Annotated in this window: 19 protein-coding genes; all 19 read right to left on the bottom strand. The window is 49.4% G+C overall.

Annotated features, from left to right (window positions below):
- Nucleotides 1-267: 267 nt before the first annotated feature.
- Nucleotides 268-678 (bottom strand): hypothetical protein, encoded by a 411-nt coding sequence (locus tag AAC022_RS26720; RefSeq protein ID WP_339736315.1) that lies wholly within the window; start codon nt 676-678, stop codon nt 268-270.
- 341 nt (nt 679-1,019) lie between these two features.
- Complete coding sequence (locus AAC022_RS26715) at nt 1,020-1,613, bottom strand: DUF4291 domain-containing protein (protein WP_339736313.1); 594 nt, start codon at nt 1,611-1,613, stop codon at nt 1,020-1,022.
- A gap of 35 nt (nt 1,614-1,648) precedes the next feature.
- Nucleotides 1,649-2,002, bottom strand: a complete 354-nt coding sequence (locus AAC022_RS26710; protein ID WP_339736311.1) for a VOC family protein — start codon at nt 2,000-2,002, stop codon at nt 1,649-1,651.
- A 71-nt stretch (nt 2,003-2,073) separates the two neighbouring features.
- A complete protein-coding gene (locus AAC022_RS26705; protein WP_339736309.1) occupies nt 2,074-2,580 on the bottom strand; it encodes a hypothetical protein in 507 nt (168 codons plus the stop codon).
- An 18-nt stretch (nt 2,581-2,598) separates the two neighbouring features.
- On the bottom strand, nt 2,599-3,198 hold the full coding sequence (locus AAC022_RS26700) for a hypothetical protein (RefSeq protein WP_339736307.1): 600 nt from the start codon (nt 3,196-3,198) through the stop codon (nt 2,599-2,601).
- 85 nt (nt 3,199-3,283) lie between these two features.
- Nucleotides 3,284-3,721 carry a DUF3592 domain-containing protein gene (locus AAC022_RS26695; protein ID WP_339736305.1) on the bottom strand — a complete coding sequence of 146 codons (438 nt, stop codon included), beginning with the start codon at nt 3,719-3,721 and terminating at the stop codon, nt 3,284-3,286.
- A gap of 237 nt (nt 3,722-3,958) precedes the next feature.
- The gene (locus AAC022_RS26690; protein WP_339736303.1) at nt 3,959-4,591 is read right to left on the bottom strand and encodes a hypothetical protein; all 633 of its coding nucleotides are present in this window, start codon (nt 4,589-4,591) and stop codon (nt 3,959-3,961) included.
- 10 nt (nt 4,592-4,601) lie between these two features.
- Entirely contained in the window at nt 4,602-4,838 is a 237-nt protein-coding gene (locus tag AAC022_RS26685; protein ID WP_339736301.1) for a hypothetical protein, read from the bottom strand.
- Nucleotides 4,838-5,200: a hypothetical protein gene (locus AAC022_RS26680; RefSeq protein WP_339736299.1), complete on the bottom strand. Its 363-nt coding sequence runs from the start codon at nt 5,198-5,200 to the stop codon at nt 4,838-4,840. Before AAC022_RS26680 ends, AAC022_RS26685 begins: the two co-directional genes overlap by 1 nt.
- A 24-nt stretch (nt 5,201-5,224) precedes the next feature.
- Nucleotides 5,225-5,596: a hypothetical protein gene (locus AAC022_RS26675; RefSeq protein ID WP_339736297.1), complete on the bottom strand. Its 372-nt coding sequence runs from the start codon at nt 5,594-5,596 to the stop codon at nt 5,225-5,227.
- A 6-nt stretch (nt 5,597-5,602) separates the two neighbouring features.
- Complete coding sequence (locus tag AAC022_RS26670) at nt 5,603-6,211, bottom strand: hypothetical protein (protein ID WP_339736295.1); 609 nt, start codon at nt 6,209-6,211, stop codon at nt 5,603-5,605.
- A gap of 104 nt (nt 6,212-6,315) precedes the next feature.
- Nucleotides 6,316-6,903: an RDD family protein gene (locus tag AAC022_RS26665; RefSeq protein ID WP_339736293.1), complete on the bottom strand. Its 588-nt coding sequence runs from the start codon at nt 6,901-6,903 to the stop codon at nt 6,316-6,318.
- A gap of 143 nt (nt 6,904-7,046) precedes the next feature.
- Entirely contained in the window at nt 7,047-7,745 is a 699-nt protein-coding gene (locus tag AAC022_RS26660; RefSeq protein WP_339736291.1) for a class I SAM-dependent methyltransferase, read from the bottom strand.
- A gap of 137 nt (nt 7,746-7,882) precedes the next feature.
- Complete coding sequence (locus tag AAC022_RS26655; protein WP_339736289.1) at nt 7,883-9,061, bottom strand: serine hydrolase domain-containing protein; 1,179 nt, start codon at nt 9,059-9,061, stop codon at nt 7,883-7,885.
- A 285-nt stretch (nt 9,062-9,346) separates the two neighbouring features.
- Complete coding sequence (locus tag AAC022_RS26650) at nt 9,347-10,204, bottom strand: hypothetical protein (RefSeq protein WP_339736287.1); 858 nt, start codon at nt 10,202-10,204, stop codon at nt 9,347-9,349.
- Between the two features lie 50 nt (nt 10,205-10,254).
- Complete coding sequence (locus AAC022_RS26645) at nt 10,255-10,800, bottom strand: cysteine hydrolase family protein (protein WP_339736285.1); 546 nt, start codon at nt 10,798-10,800, stop codon at nt 10,255-10,257.
- A gap of 256 nt (nt 10,801-11,056) precedes the next feature.
- Nucleotides 11,057-11,620, bottom strand: a complete 564-nt coding sequence (locus AAC022_RS26640; protein WP_339736283.1) for a hypothetical protein — start codon at nt 11,618-11,620, stop codon at nt 11,057-11,059.
- A 216-nt stretch (nt 11,621-11,836) separates the two neighbouring features.
- Nucleotides 11,837-12,673: a hypothetical protein gene (locus AAC022_RS26635; RefSeq protein WP_339736281.1), complete on the bottom strand. Its 837-nt coding sequence runs from the start codon at nt 12,671-12,673 to the stop codon at nt 11,837-11,839.
- Between the two features lie 17 nt (nt 12,674-12,690).
- Nucleotides 12,691-12,922, bottom strand: a 232-nt coding sequence (locus tag AAC022_RS26630) for a hypothetical protein (RefSeq protein WP_339736279.1), incomplete at its 5' end; no start/stop codon positions are given.

Below are 12,922 nucleotides of genomic sequence, written 5' to 3'. Positions count from 1 at the left end.
CTGAGTCTGAGTCTGAGTCTGAGTCTGAGTCTGAGTCTGAGTCTGAGTCTGAGTCAATTATCACCACTTCCGCGTCTGCCATCTGCTTCGCAATCCAGGGCATGACTCCGATCCCAGATGACTGGCTTCGCCGTCAATACAATATGCTGGCAGTGTTATCCGCGGCAGAAAATACAGTTCGACCCCATCGGAAGTCGTGAACGTTCCCGAATCCGTTTTTGGCATTAAATTCATCCTACAAAGTGATCGCTAAGAACACCTTCTGACTCATTTCTCTGAACTCGAATTCTCATTCCTCTTTAGAGAATTCTCTTTGACTTCGATCTGGTTTGCATCGATCTCACGCGCCTTCTGAATGTATTCGTCTAGTTCTTCATTGGATGTCCCCTCAGGAACTTCGACTTGTCTGCCATTGGCCCCCTTGATCACAATTTTCCCCCCGTTGTGGTTGGCCAGATAAGTAAAAACCCCCGTAATTGCTGCCGACAAGACACCGGCTCCTGCTGCAATAAATGCTACGAGCACCGTTTCGAAGACATCTGCCGGACCAGGGTGTGGTCCCTCGAAATAGTAAGTACTTAGATCACGGTCCACTTTGAATTCATCAATCCCTAAATCTTCTTTTGATGGTTTGCCTTGAAATCCGGCCAGTTTGATTGTCACTTTTTCATAAGACATCGCTTCCCCTTTCGTTTTTTCATACACCCCTAAGTTCTGCCACCCGCTCTACCACACTCCACGAGCACTCAGCCAGCATCCACTAAAATATCCCCCGGTCCAACTCGCTGAAAATTTTTCCTCGTGCTCCTCCGTTAATCCCCAGCACAACACAGTATAGATGTCCCGGCATCAATCCGCTCGAAAAAATCATCAAAAAGATCCCTGAAAATTCTGTCAAAATTTTGACTCTAGCAATGGCCATCTTGATCCCCTTTGAGCGCAACACAAGAAATGAGAGGCATTACAAAATTTCCCGCCAATATGATTCACAAAGCAGCAGGCATTACTTGTAATCAATATCAGCGGGAAATCAACAACTTTCGCCCCCATTCCGCGGGCATCGGATAAACTTTTTCCGGCGGGAGAGAACGCTTCAGACTCTTGCTGCTTCCTTTCCGGATCGCATTCAGTTTGCGAACCACAGGCGTCAGGTCTTCAATGCCCACAATCCACTCATCCACAAACTCGCGTATGATGTGTCGGCTCAAACCGACCTGAATACTGAAGCAGGGCAGGGCAGCACCCCGTGAACTTCGTTCGGTATCCCACTGAATATGCACGGGAGCCTTGTTGAATTCCTGTTTCCACTGCTTTCCCGATGCATAAACCTGTTTCTCCGGCGAGGTCAGCACGCCCAGCGACAACGCGTTCTCCCAACCGGCACGTCTGATCCGCACGGCCAGAATTCGCGTCTGCCCTGATTTCTGCCCCCAGTTACTGCGATGCATCAACCACAAAAACGAAGGCTTAATCCACGTCATCCGCTGAAACGAAAAGGGCGCAACAAACTTCTGCGCCTTCAATGCAGCGTCTGCAATCTGAGAGCCATAAGCCTGATATACAACAATCGTCTCACGATCAACGTCGGCTCGAATTTCATATAAGTTAGCCATGATCACCATTTTCGGTATTAATCAGTCAGCGCTCATTACGCCGTCAGAATCGAACTCAACTCCACCTTCCGTCCGTCTGGATCTTGAACCACCAAAATCCGTCGCTGCTGGAATTCATAGCGGGAAATGATATCGATCTTCACACGATCCAGCAGTGCGTCGAGTGATCCCTCTACCGACAGCCGAAACCCGAGCCGCGTCTGATCAACGGCTGCGCCCAGTTTTAAGGGATAGAGTTCAAACACCAACTCCCCCAATTCAGCCGCATAGTGGATCGGCCCCGATTTATGCTGTTCTCTCAGGAAGGAAAAACCGAGTTGCTCATAAAAGATTTTACAGGTTTCCAAATCTCGACAGCGCAGCACCAGCAGGTTCAATTCGATTTCCATAGAGTTCCCCAACATCCAACGGTGATAGACACCAGCTGAGACACAACATTCAGACCAACGTTCGCCTTATTTCAGGCAAATGTGCAGAGCGACTCATAGAGATCGAGCTGGTCCTGAAGTGACTGTCCGTAATTCGGCCCGGTCTCCTCAGCATAAACAGAGAAGGCTCCCTCTCTCGCCGCCTGCAATCGAGTCAGAATCCAGCCGACTTCACCGTCAAACAGAGTCAGATCAAACTCTACCAGATCGCATTCAGGCGATTCTTCCGGGGCACGTTGATGCTGCATCATCAACCAGGCCCCCGCTGGAACAATCGAACTTCCAGTGGGTCGCTGCAACGTCTCCAGGATATCAGATGAGAGTGACCAGTCCTGTAGCAATGCCGCCACAGCAAAACCCAACAGGCGACTCCGCCAGTTCACGTCCTGTATCAACTGTAGAGCCAACCCTCGATTCAGGTCGTCTCGCAGATGACAGAACGTATCCAGACCAACCTGAAACTCCGGAGCATCAGGGGCAGGGTGGATCAGACCTTGATAGAAAAGTCCGGTTGCTTGAACCAGTTGTTCGGGAGTCATACTGGCCGCTCCTGTCTCTCATTTCTCAAACCAGAACGTCAGACGTACATGCCAGGGACTGGATTCCTGATCGAGTTCTTCCATCGCACGTAACAACGCGCGAAATTCGATGTCGACCTCGCTCATTGTAATTTTAAAATGGTCTAACGCCTCCCTGATTTCTTCCAGTGTCAACCAGCCTGGGTTGTGGAAGTAAGGCTTAGAGACGACTGACCATAAAGGACTTTTTTCTGAGTAAGGCCAGAGCGCTGTGACCTGGCCATAATGAGATCTACCCGTTGACACTCGTATTTCTGCCTCTGATTTCGAGACAAATTCATAGCCAGTCGAAAATCGGGAATCGATGTCAGCAGGTTCCATAATCAAATCATAATATTCAATTGCAACATCATAACTGAGATCAGCCGGAATTCCACGAGGCGGATACAATGCATGACGTTCAACTTCCGAGGGATCGAACTGCACACTACGCCCGTTCGCCAATGCATCGAACAAATGATAGTCCCGATTGATACAGAACTTGCCAAACAACCAGGTTTGATCGTGAGGTATACCGGAAAAACTAGGCGAATCCTCTCGATCAGTTTTTTCAAGAAACGCATTGATGTCCGTGCCCAAGATGCCTCCCTAATTACGAGTGAAGTGGAACGAGTTTTAGTTCATCCATCAGCCCCACACTCTCTTACCAGCAGGGAAAATGGAACTATCGTCTCCGCCGCGGCGGTCCATCGACGGCGTCGCTGGCTATCTGGTACAGCTTAAAGCCGGCAAATCCCAATAGTACACAAGATCCCAGAAACATCCAAACCGCGAGTTTTCTGGAATGCCCTTCCAGCCGAGACGAGTCTTCCACGCCCGGCATGTATTGAATCGTCACCTTCGGCCCCGGCGTAGGCCAATTACTGGGAACATCATCACGTTCGCTGTGCGACTGCCCCTCTTTGTCGGTAAACGTGTATTCCACAGCCAGCAGATTGCGCCGCCGCTCACGGGTTTCAAACGTTCTGGTCACCGTCGCTTCAGCAGTCGTCCCCCAGACGGCGTATTTCAGTTCCTGAAACGCCCAAAAACCCGTCACCAGAAAGGCAACGCCGGCTGCGAGAATCCATTTGAGTTTGGCAAGGTCTTCGTCTTGATCCATATTGTTATTTCTTCGGTTGATAAGTCTGGTGAATCGTATGGTAGGAGATCCGTGGCGAGCTCCTATTGAAAAGCGTCCACTTGCTTTCAATACCAGGAGACATTCGACCACAACAGCCTGAGACTGGTAACATAACCACCCATCACACAACCGTATAGTACTTCCCCTCAATTTCCAAAAGAAACAACTGAAAAAGACAATACAATCAGAACCAGAAAACCAGACAATCGCACCCCGTTATTCATGCACATAGGCCCATTCGCCCACACGTTCCAGGCTACCGCCGTAACCCTGTTCCGGATAGTTCTGTTTCGGAAAGTACAACATTTGATCCCAGTTGGGGCCGCCGCTCGGTGTGTTTACTAAAAGCCCCCACGGGTTATCTACGAAACGTTCCCGAGCCTGATCCCCGAAATAATAGACGTACTCAGGATACGCCATCATCCCTGTGCCGGGAACAGCCGGCAGGTAATCCGGCACCAGTTGTTCCAACGTCTCAGGCGGCCCTCCCTGATCTTCTGCGTAACGTTCGACGGCGTCTATCAGAGGACGGCTCCGTTCCGCGAACTCGGCCATCTGCGTCATTCGTACTTTCTGTCCCCATGCAATGCCTGTAGCCGCGAGCGGGAGATAGGCCAGCGAGAGAATCAACAGCAGCAGAGCGTCTCGTCGTGTCCGCTTAAAACAGAGAGCGACCAACGACGCCGGTATCGCCACAACAGCCGCCAGCAGCGCAAAACCATAGATAATCGCTCCCCAGAGAAACAACGTTGTCCCTACAGGAGTTGTCGAAACCCAGTGAGCGAAGGGAAAATATACGATCACAGAAACCGTAAACAAAACCAGATAAATCCGTTCTTTTTTTTTCATCTTCGAAAAGTTATTCCCCGCCGATGCCTTCTTCCTCTCGTTCCACTTCTTTCGCTTCCTGCACATGCTGCCCTGCAGGGTTCACGATCCGATCCATCGCGGCCATTCCGCCGATGATTCCTCCGCCGCCCGATCCCGAGCTGCCTTTATTACGAAACAGGTCTTTGACACACACCACCATCAGCCAGGGCATCAGCAGGAAAATCAAGATCAGTCCCACCAACACACATAGTTCCATCGGTTCCATCAATTTCCCCCCTCCTCATGATTGATAAAAAAGGGAGACACCAGTGATTTCAGCGCCCCACGTAACTGAAACACCGTGATCACAAACAGAATTTTCCCCAATAGCGCCAGGCAGCTCATGAACAAAGTCACAATCCAGAGATGCTCATAAGCCTCTGGTCCCATCTGATTCTTTTGTATGTACTCCATCAGCATTTGAAACCCAACGGCAAGCAACGAGTACATTAAAATACACAGCAATGTTGCCACCAGCCACAATTTCCCTTTGACCGACGGCCAGGAGATCACGAGGACCAGAGCCACGCTGTCAATGACAATTCCCAACAGCAAACCGATCAGATATAAAATCTGTGCTACTTCCATCAATCGAAATCCTTAAACCAAAGATTAACGAATCATTTCATGAGAATTCGATTCCAGATCGGTTGAAGTTGAAAACGCTTCCACAGCTCCATCTAGTTCCTTTGGCTCCGCCTCACGTATCGCCTGTTGTTTGCGACTGCTGCGACGAATCGTATAATTCAGCCACAACCCGTAAGGCAGCCAGATGTATTGGTTCCAGGGATCAGGCAGGAGAAAGACCAGAGCCACAAATGTCGAAACCATAATCACATAGAGCAAGGCCATTTTTTTCACAAACGCCCGTTCCCGCGGCCCGTTCGTTTGTTTAATGCTGTTCCTGGTTCCATACACGCCTCCCAACACTCCCAACAGAGTGCCGCCGACAGCACCGATCAAAACAATGGTTGCCTTGTCCATCTTGTGTCACTCCTGAAGCGGTTCAAGCTTAAAATCAGGAAAAAACTTGTGCTCCCACTCATCGCACACACGCTGATATTCTGCTTCCGCAGTTTCATCCAAACATTCTACCTTCTTCATTTTTTCCTGTGAAGAACTGTTCCACGCGATCAATACGAGATGCACTAAAAAGAGAACGCCCACGATCCCCGCATTCACAGTCATAAGACCACTGTTCGTACCAACTAGGATCCCAATAGGAAGCGAGAGGACAAACAAGAGCATTAAACCGACGCGCTCCCATTTATGATGTGATTGGACAACGTTTTTCCACAACTGCAACGAGTCCTGGTCTTGAATCACGGGATTGGTCTTTAGATAAGTTTCCAATTTCAACCTGATGGAAATCAAATTTAAGAATTGTATGACTTCTGAAACCAGAAAAATCCCCAGCAACAACGAAATGGTAGATTCATCCTTCAGCAATTCGCGTATGGTTTTTAAATATGTAAATAAATAGATAAAACACAAAAAACCAACCGCTCCCACTACAATCACTTTATGAGAGATTACAATTTTTAGCTCTTTCGGATTTTCATCTGCATTCTCTTCAGGCATATTGGAATCGTCTTTCATGATCTCCCTTTTATCAATCGATTTTGTGTATCAAAGATTGGTATTTCTTGATTCGTTAACCGGCACTGAATATTTAACTAAAAATTGGGAAACAGCCACTTGGTTTAAAAAGTGTCAACTTTTAAAACGGTCTCCCCGGTCTCGCGGGGATGAATCGCACACGGATAGAAATAGCAAAAGCAGAGGGCTGTATAATAAGCAAAATGAATTTCTGAACGACCGGCAGGTTGCGACTTCTTTCTGACAACACAGGTTCCGGCAAAACGATCCGTCAGAGATTGGCGATCCTGATCCACGCCCACCCACATCAGATCAAAAAAAATATTGAAAGGTGAGTATAAACTCAGCAACAAGCGATACGTCATTCGAAAGACGGAAGGTTTGGTTCCCCGCAGCGTGAGTATCCGGGCGCCGGTAATCCAGTAACCGACGGTGCGCACACGCGAGGCTTTAAGCACCGTCAGATAAAGCCAGATAAAAAAGACCCAGATCCAGAACACGCTATCTGTTGGATCATCGTCGGAATAGTCATCGAAGAAAAACAGAGTGAGAAACAAGATCGCAAACATCAACCCGACCAGAACAGCCCCATCCACCACATAGATCACGATCCGCCGTCGGAATCCGATATAGTCTTCAGGCGCAAAATAAACGCCTTCACCCAGAGAACGATCTCGTTGAACAGCAGGCATTTCAGGCAAGCCTTATCAAAATCAGGAAGCATCTCGACCTTATCAGAACGAGAAATCAATTTGAATCAGACTTCAATCGTACCGCCTGCACACGCAATGTGCAAACATACAGACATGACAAGATCAGGCTATACCACAGAGACTCAGAGCACACGGCACTTCACAAACAAAAACCCGGGTGCCGTCGACAACTTCCGAAAGCTTTCCGGGTCGCTCTGTTCCAGGCTTGGATCTGGTGTTCCCTCGGAAAGTTCAACCAGCGTCATTCCTGCTTCCAATAGAGGTTGCAGAATCGCTGTCAACGGTCGCCGATAAAATCCCACCTGCACCGGTCGCCCCAATGTATCCCACTCATCAACGATTTTCTCGGTCAGAAAATAATTGCCACTCGGCGAGAAGGGATAATCGACAAACGGGTGATGCGTCGAAAACACAAACAGACCGCCCGGCTTCAAAATGCGTTTGACGTCGCGAAACAGAGGAGTGAAATCTTCGAGGTAATGAATCGCTAAAGGACAGATCGCCAAGTCATACGCCGCGTCCGCTTCTTGAGGCAGTCCCAGCGCCAGATCCTGTTCGTAACAATGGACCGCGCGTCCCAGCTTCTGTTTGACCAGCGCCACCATTTCCGGCGAAGAATCAACGGCAGTCACACGCGCTCCCTGACTCAGCAGATATTCAGAGTACACGCCCGGCCCGCACCCCAGATCCAGCACCGCTTTGTTTTCAAGTTCAGGCAGCAACGCCAACAGAGAAGGGCGTTCGTAAAACGCGTTGTAACTGTTATCTCGAATCGCCGCCGCATATTCGTCGGCGTGTTCGGAATACATGGGATTGAACATGGTGCGTCAATTCCGGGCAGATGTGTGATTGTGATAAGTCCTGCGACCGTCACCTCACCTTATAACAAGACTCCGCCCCCCCATCAATCGATGAGAGCGCGGAGTCCAGATCCAATCCCAATTGTAAACCCTATGGTTTAATACTGCGCGACCACATCTTCATACAGTTCTTTTGCAATCGAACGCAGAGCCGTATCAGCCTGCTGTCCGCCGATATTAGTCATGACCACAATCGCAATGTCCTTTTTCTTATCGATAAAGATCTGCGCTAGGTTCTTGCCGTTCGAGCCGCCATGATAGAGCAAGGGATACGGTGCCCAGTCAACAGTCACCCAGCCCCAGCCATGAGCATATTTTCCTTCGGGCGGCGTTCCCGGACGGTTATCCCCTTTGATCGTGAACACAGGGGTATGAATTTTCTCCACCATTTCCGGCTTCACAATATTACAAGGCATCCGCGTCCCGTTCCCGGCGTTCCAGCCAGCCCAGGTCGCTAAATCCAGAATCGAGAGATGCACACATCCCGCGGGTCCAAGGATCATCGAATTATCGGCATTCGGCCCCGCCATATACGACTTGACCTTGCCATCTTTCTGTTTCACATGTCCCAGCGGTGCATCAATTTTCCCCAGTGATGACTGAGTTCCCAGACCGGCGGTCGTCAATTCGAACGGCTCAAAAATGCGTTCTACAATCAGCTCATCCCACGGTTTGCCGCTGGCGCGTTCAATCATCGCACCTGCAATTGTATACCCGCGATTGTTATACGCCCACGCCTTTGAAGGCTCAGCCACCAGAGGCAGCTTGACCGACTCTTTCGTCAGCCAGTACCGCTGATCATTCAGATCGCCATCGACATCAAACGAGTCTTTCAGCAGCTTCATCAGGTTTTCATCGTCGGCACGCATGCCGCTCGTATGCGACAGCAGTTGTTCCAGCGTCACTTTTTCCACGCCGGGCGCCATTGATTTTTTCAATTCGGGAAAGACGTCGCCTAGCGTCGAATCCCACTTCAGTTTTCCTTCTTCAATCAGCATCCCAGCGAGGGTCGCGGTCATCGCTTTACCATCAGAGCCCAGATGAAACTTGTCATGAATGGTGACCGGAATATCCGCGCCCATTTTGCGCGTCCCGACCGCACCATATTCGATCAGCACTCCCCGGTCGACCACTGCAGCTGCCACAGCCGGCAGATTCCCCGATTTCAGATAAGGCTCCAGCTTGTGATTAATCGTCTGTCCCAGCACAGTGTTCTGCTGCAAAACCAGACTGCCCCCGACAAAAAGCAAGGCGGCACAACATCGCATTACAGTCATTATTAAAACTCCCAGTTCACAAAACTCAATAATACAAGCCCATACAACAACACTCCGTGCTTTCTTTATCGTGAATCTGTACAGTCGTCTGTTGAATCTTCACTGAAAAACGGAAGAGATTCAAGAATCAATTACGTACGATCCACCCAGGCTTTATAATTGATTTGTCGAGTCGGGAACCTGATAACCCGTATTATCCGACCTGAAACTCAGACAATCATCCGGATTCCATTCGAGGGGTTATCCTGTCTCTGTAACCTGAGAGGTTCTACACCAGTATTCAAGCTAAATGCGTTGAGGAAATTTCTTCTGATACAACCCATTATTTGCGATGAACCACATATTCATCGCTGCTTTAATATAAACGACCATAATAATCATTAAAGGAAACCCATAATCGCTTCGCATCAGCGAGATGGAAATGAGGATCATAATTAATATTAAATAAGCCAGATGAATAGCAGCCATGAGATACAGCTTCATTACGAATCCCCCCCAAGGTGGGAAAAGAAAATAGCGACTCACGATTTCCCTTGGTTTCCAGAAAGTCGCGCCGCAGGCAGCACACTGATATTGATCTTTAGGAACGACCTGCAGACAGTTGCCACACAGATTTTCGCGTGACTGTGAAACCGAAGGATCGAAGCCTTGCTCAGTGAGTACCTTCTGAGCATTCTGAAAAGCCGTGAGCATCGCCTCACGCTCTGTTTTCAAAATAGTGGAAACAGTCAGTTTCCCACCATCTTTCAGCGCAATCGTCAAGTCATCTCTGGAACTCCAGGAATTCGTGGTTTTCAGACTATCGATCTGAGTGTAGTACAGGAAAGAAAAGGCCTGCTTCGGCTCGCCTTTACTATTCATACGGAAACAAACGATCCGATAATTCGTGAACACCATAGCCGTGTGAAGTAGTTTTTCTTTTCCCTTCGAGACAACCTGCACCTGCTCATGTTCCAGCAGTAATTCCCGGAGTACCGGTTCGATGCGTTGCACCAGCTGAAACTTTTTTCTGATCTCCCGATTAAGAAACATCCCCTCAATCCGAGGGAACACTGTCTCGACCCGGTAGTTAATCTCGGGTGATAAATGCAGGTTCAACTCGTTTAATTTCGAGATTACCCGATCAGCAGTCACTTCGGTCATCACTGGCTGCTTTCAAGAGCGGGGGACATCAATGAAATGCACAAACAATCTCACAGCCGCCCGATCCAGGTTTCCACATCCAGCACTTCACTCAGCATCATCTGCTGCGCACATAAAATCGACCGCTGTAATTCTTCTGCCGTCACGTCGCCCGCTGAATTCGACAACGCCAGCGTGCCCGTCGCATCACTCAGAAACTCAACCGTAAACCCGCGATGCACGGCCTGCCGCGCCGTCGTATCACAACACATATGCGTCATGTAACCGGCGATCGTCACCGTATCGATCTTCTGCTCTCGCAACCACCCTTCCAGTTCCGTGCCGGTAAAACTCCCCGGCAGCGTTTTCTCGATCAGCAGATCATGCGGACGACGTGCTACTTCCGAATGTAGTTCCCAACCCGGCGTCCCTTTCTGAAAGAACGGCTTTTCGGGATCAGTAAAGCCATGCTGTACCACAATCACAGGCACCTGTTTTGCCGTCGCCGCATCCATCGCCGCCAGTATCTGTTCCAGATGTCCCGCCGGATAAGTAATCGGCAGCGCCCCCGTAAAATACTCATTCTGCACATCAATCACCAGCAAAGCACGACTCATGAGACCTCCCTACAATCACCAGACCAGAATAGACATTCTTCAGAATTGCATCATACACCGTCAACGAAAGCCAGGCCACTCACAACCAGGCAATCAGCACCAACCACAATCGAATTTCGTACCTTTCGTGGTAGAAATAAATAGACGTATGCCATCCCTGAGGAAGTCGCCGTGTGCCACTGTTGGCTTGCCCAACAGTGCTGAGAATCAGCGTCCAAGCACAACCATTCGCGTCATTCCGCAATGAGCAAATCGATTACTTTCGGATTTCCTTCCATAACGAAAAACAGATCATCCATAGTAGCAGAACCGGTGATAGTAAGATCAAAATCAGAAATGATACCCAATTCCAGAAACGTGTCTTGCGATGACGGCTCTGTAACTCTGCCTCTCTAATTTGACAGTTGTATTTTTGACGCTGTTTCTCGCCTCGCCCCAAGCGTTCCTCATCAAGATCCCCAGAGGTGTCGACTCCTCCCAATGCTTCTAGAGCCAGTATAGCAGTCCACAACGTCGTGGAATCGGTTTTGGTTCCTTTCAGTGTAATGAACTGACCTCTCTCAACATTGAAACGGTCCGATTGTGTATTCCGACCTGAGGTGTGATGAGTATAAAGATGCACGTTCACAGCAGAAACACACTCAAACGAAAGATCAGCAGAAAACTCAACAGGCTCGACTGTATCCCTTCCAGCCCCCCGCACGGGCAGTGATGTGATTTCAGTCATCTTCCCGCTGATTTCGGAAAGTCGGGGCGCTCCGTCTGCAAAGTGAAATTCCCAAACATATTTTAGGATCGTACCATGACCGTCATTAAACATGAAATTTTTTCTTTCGATATCGAATATCAGTATCGGAATCCTACCCGTTCGAATTTTCGTGCCATTTCGTGCTTTTCGTGGTAGTTAAAAACAGACATGTGTCATCCCTGAGGAAGTCACCGGGTGCCACCTGTTGGCTGGCCTAACAGTCTTGAAAACCAGCGCCCAAACAACACAACCATTCGTGTCTTTCGTGGTCGTAAAATGGATTCCCTCTCAGAACTGTTTCAAATCCCCTAGATTCTGAGGCTGTGGTCGTAATCCCGCACGAATATCTTCAATCACCTGTTTGAGGTTCGCACTGATCGGGTCATCGGGCGTCCCAGTCAGAGCTTCCTCAATCGTTGCCGCCGCTTCATCCAATTCGCCCCCGATCAACAACGCCAGTCCCAAGTTGGCCACCAGTCCCATATCCCCTGGTTTCAATCGTTTCGCATGCCGAGCCGCTGCAATCGCCTCTTTCGTTCGTCCCAGCTTGAGACATTCAAACATATACTCCCGGGCCGTATCCGGATTCTCATTCTTTAAGCGATATGCATCCCCAAACGCATCGCAGGCTGCCTCTGCATCTCCCAAAGCCTGCTCCGCCTTGCCAATCAGCCACCACGCAGCACCGTTCCCCTGATTGATCTCCAACACGCACTTGAGTAGTTCTTTACCCTGCGCCAGTTCTTTCCGCGCTAGCTCTGAATCCACGGGTCTGGCATCACGCCCTACAAGACGCATATAGGGATTAATCAGATCCAGCCCCGCGCGATACAGACGGTCGTGCTCTTTAGAAATCGGAGAGTCTGCCACTCCCGAGACATCCATGATCACCTTAATATCACAGCCCGAGAATGCGACACTCTCTTGATCCTCATCCTGATTGAGTTTGCGAAAGGCAGCATCGCCCCCTTGAATCGAAACGACTTTTCCCCCCAGATTGATTACGCCATTTACCACTTCCATCCCCAGAGACCTTAACCCCTCATCCGGATCAATCCGCACTCCCACACTAAACTCACGCAGATCCGGTCCTGATTCATCCTGACTCTCATCTTCTGCCGACATCCTCACTCACTTCCCTTCTATTCCACGATATTTTTTCGTGTCATTTCGTGCTTTTCGTGGTAGTTAAAACAGACCTGTGCCATCCCTGAGGAAGTCGCCGTGTGCCACTGCTGGCTTGCCAAAAAGTGATCAGAACCAGCGTCCAACAACACAACTATGCGTGTCATTTCATACTTTTCATGGTAGCAAAACACTCCGCCAGGGTGCCACTGTTGGCTTGCCCAACAGTGATCAGAACCAGCGTCCAAC

This window comes from uncultured Gimesia sp., from assembly GCF_963976445.1.
GTDB lineage: Bacteria > Planctomycetota > Planctomycetia > Planctomycetales > Planctomycetaceae > Gimesia.
The sequence above is the reverse complement of the archived record's forward strand: the minus strand, read 5'-3'. Positions and strand labels throughout refer to the sequence as shown.

Coding starts and splice junctions, on each gene's coding strand:
- AAC022_RS26720 (WP_339736315.1), bottom strand. CDS start 678: ATGTCTTATGAAAAAGTGACAATCAAACTGGCCGGATTTCAAGGCAAA.
- AAC022_RS26680 (WP_339736299.1), bottom strand. CDS start 5,200: ATGGAAGTAGCACAGATTTTATATCTGATCGGTTTGCTGTTGGGAATT.
- AAC022_RS26660 (WP_339736291.1), bottom strand. CDS start 7,745: ATGTTCAATCCCATGTATTCCGAACACGCCGACGAATATGCGGCGGCG.
- AAC022_RS26635 (WP_339736281.1), bottom strand. CDS start 12,673: ATGTCGGCAGAAGATGAGAGTCAGGATGAATCAGGACCGGATCTGCGT.
- AAC022_RS26695 (WP_339736305.1), bottom strand. CDS start 3,721: ATGGATCAAGACGAAGACCTTGCCAAACTCAAATGGATTCTCGCAGCC.
- AAC022_RS26650 (WP_339736287.1), bottom strand. CDS start 10,204: ATGACCGAAGTGACTGCTGATCGGGTAATCTCGAAATTAAACGAGTTG.
- AAC022_RS26705 (WP_339736309.1), bottom strand. CDS start 2,580: ATGACTCCCGAACAACTGGTTCAAGCAACCGGACTTTTCTATCAAGGT.
- AAC022_RS26670 (WP_339736295.1), bottom strand. CDS start 6,211: ATGAAAGACGATTCCAATATGCCTGAAGAGAATGCAGATGAAAATCCG.
- AAC022_RS26655 (WP_339736289.1), bottom strand. CDS start 9,061: ATGACTGTAATGCGATGTTGTGCCGCCTTGCTTTTTGTCGGGGGCAGT.
- AAC022_RS26685 (WP_339736301.1), bottom strand. CDS start 4,838: ATGGAACCGATGGAACTATGTGTGTTGGTGGGACTGATCTTGATTTTC.
- AAC022_RS26690 (WP_339736303.1), bottom strand. CDS start 4,591: ATGAAAAAAAAAGAACGGATTTATCTGGTTTTGTTTACGGTTTCTGTG.
- AAC022_RS26675 (WP_339736297.1), bottom strand. CDS start 5,596: ATGGACAAGGCAACCATTGTTTTGATCGGTGCTGTCGGCGGCACTCTG.
- AAC022_RS26665 (WP_339736293.1), bottom strand. CDS start 6,903: ATGCCTGCTGTTCAACGAGATCGTTCTCTGGGTGAAGGCGTTTATTTT.
- AAC022_RS26645 (WP_339736285.1), bottom strand. CDS start 10,800: ATGAGTCGTGCTTTGCTGGTGATTGATGTGCAGAATGAGTATTTTACG.
- AAC022_RS26715 (WP_339736313.1), bottom strand. CDS start 1,613: ATGGCTAACTTATATGAAATTCGAGCCGACGTTGATCGTGAGACGATT.
- AAC022_RS26640 (WP_339736283.1), bottom strand. CDS start 11,620: ATGTTTAATGACGGTCATGGTACGATCCTAAAATATGTTTGGGAATTT.
- AAC022_RS26710 (WP_339736311.1), bottom strand. CDS start 2,002: ATGGAAATCGAATTGAACCTGCTGGTGCTGCGCTGTCGAGATTTGGAA.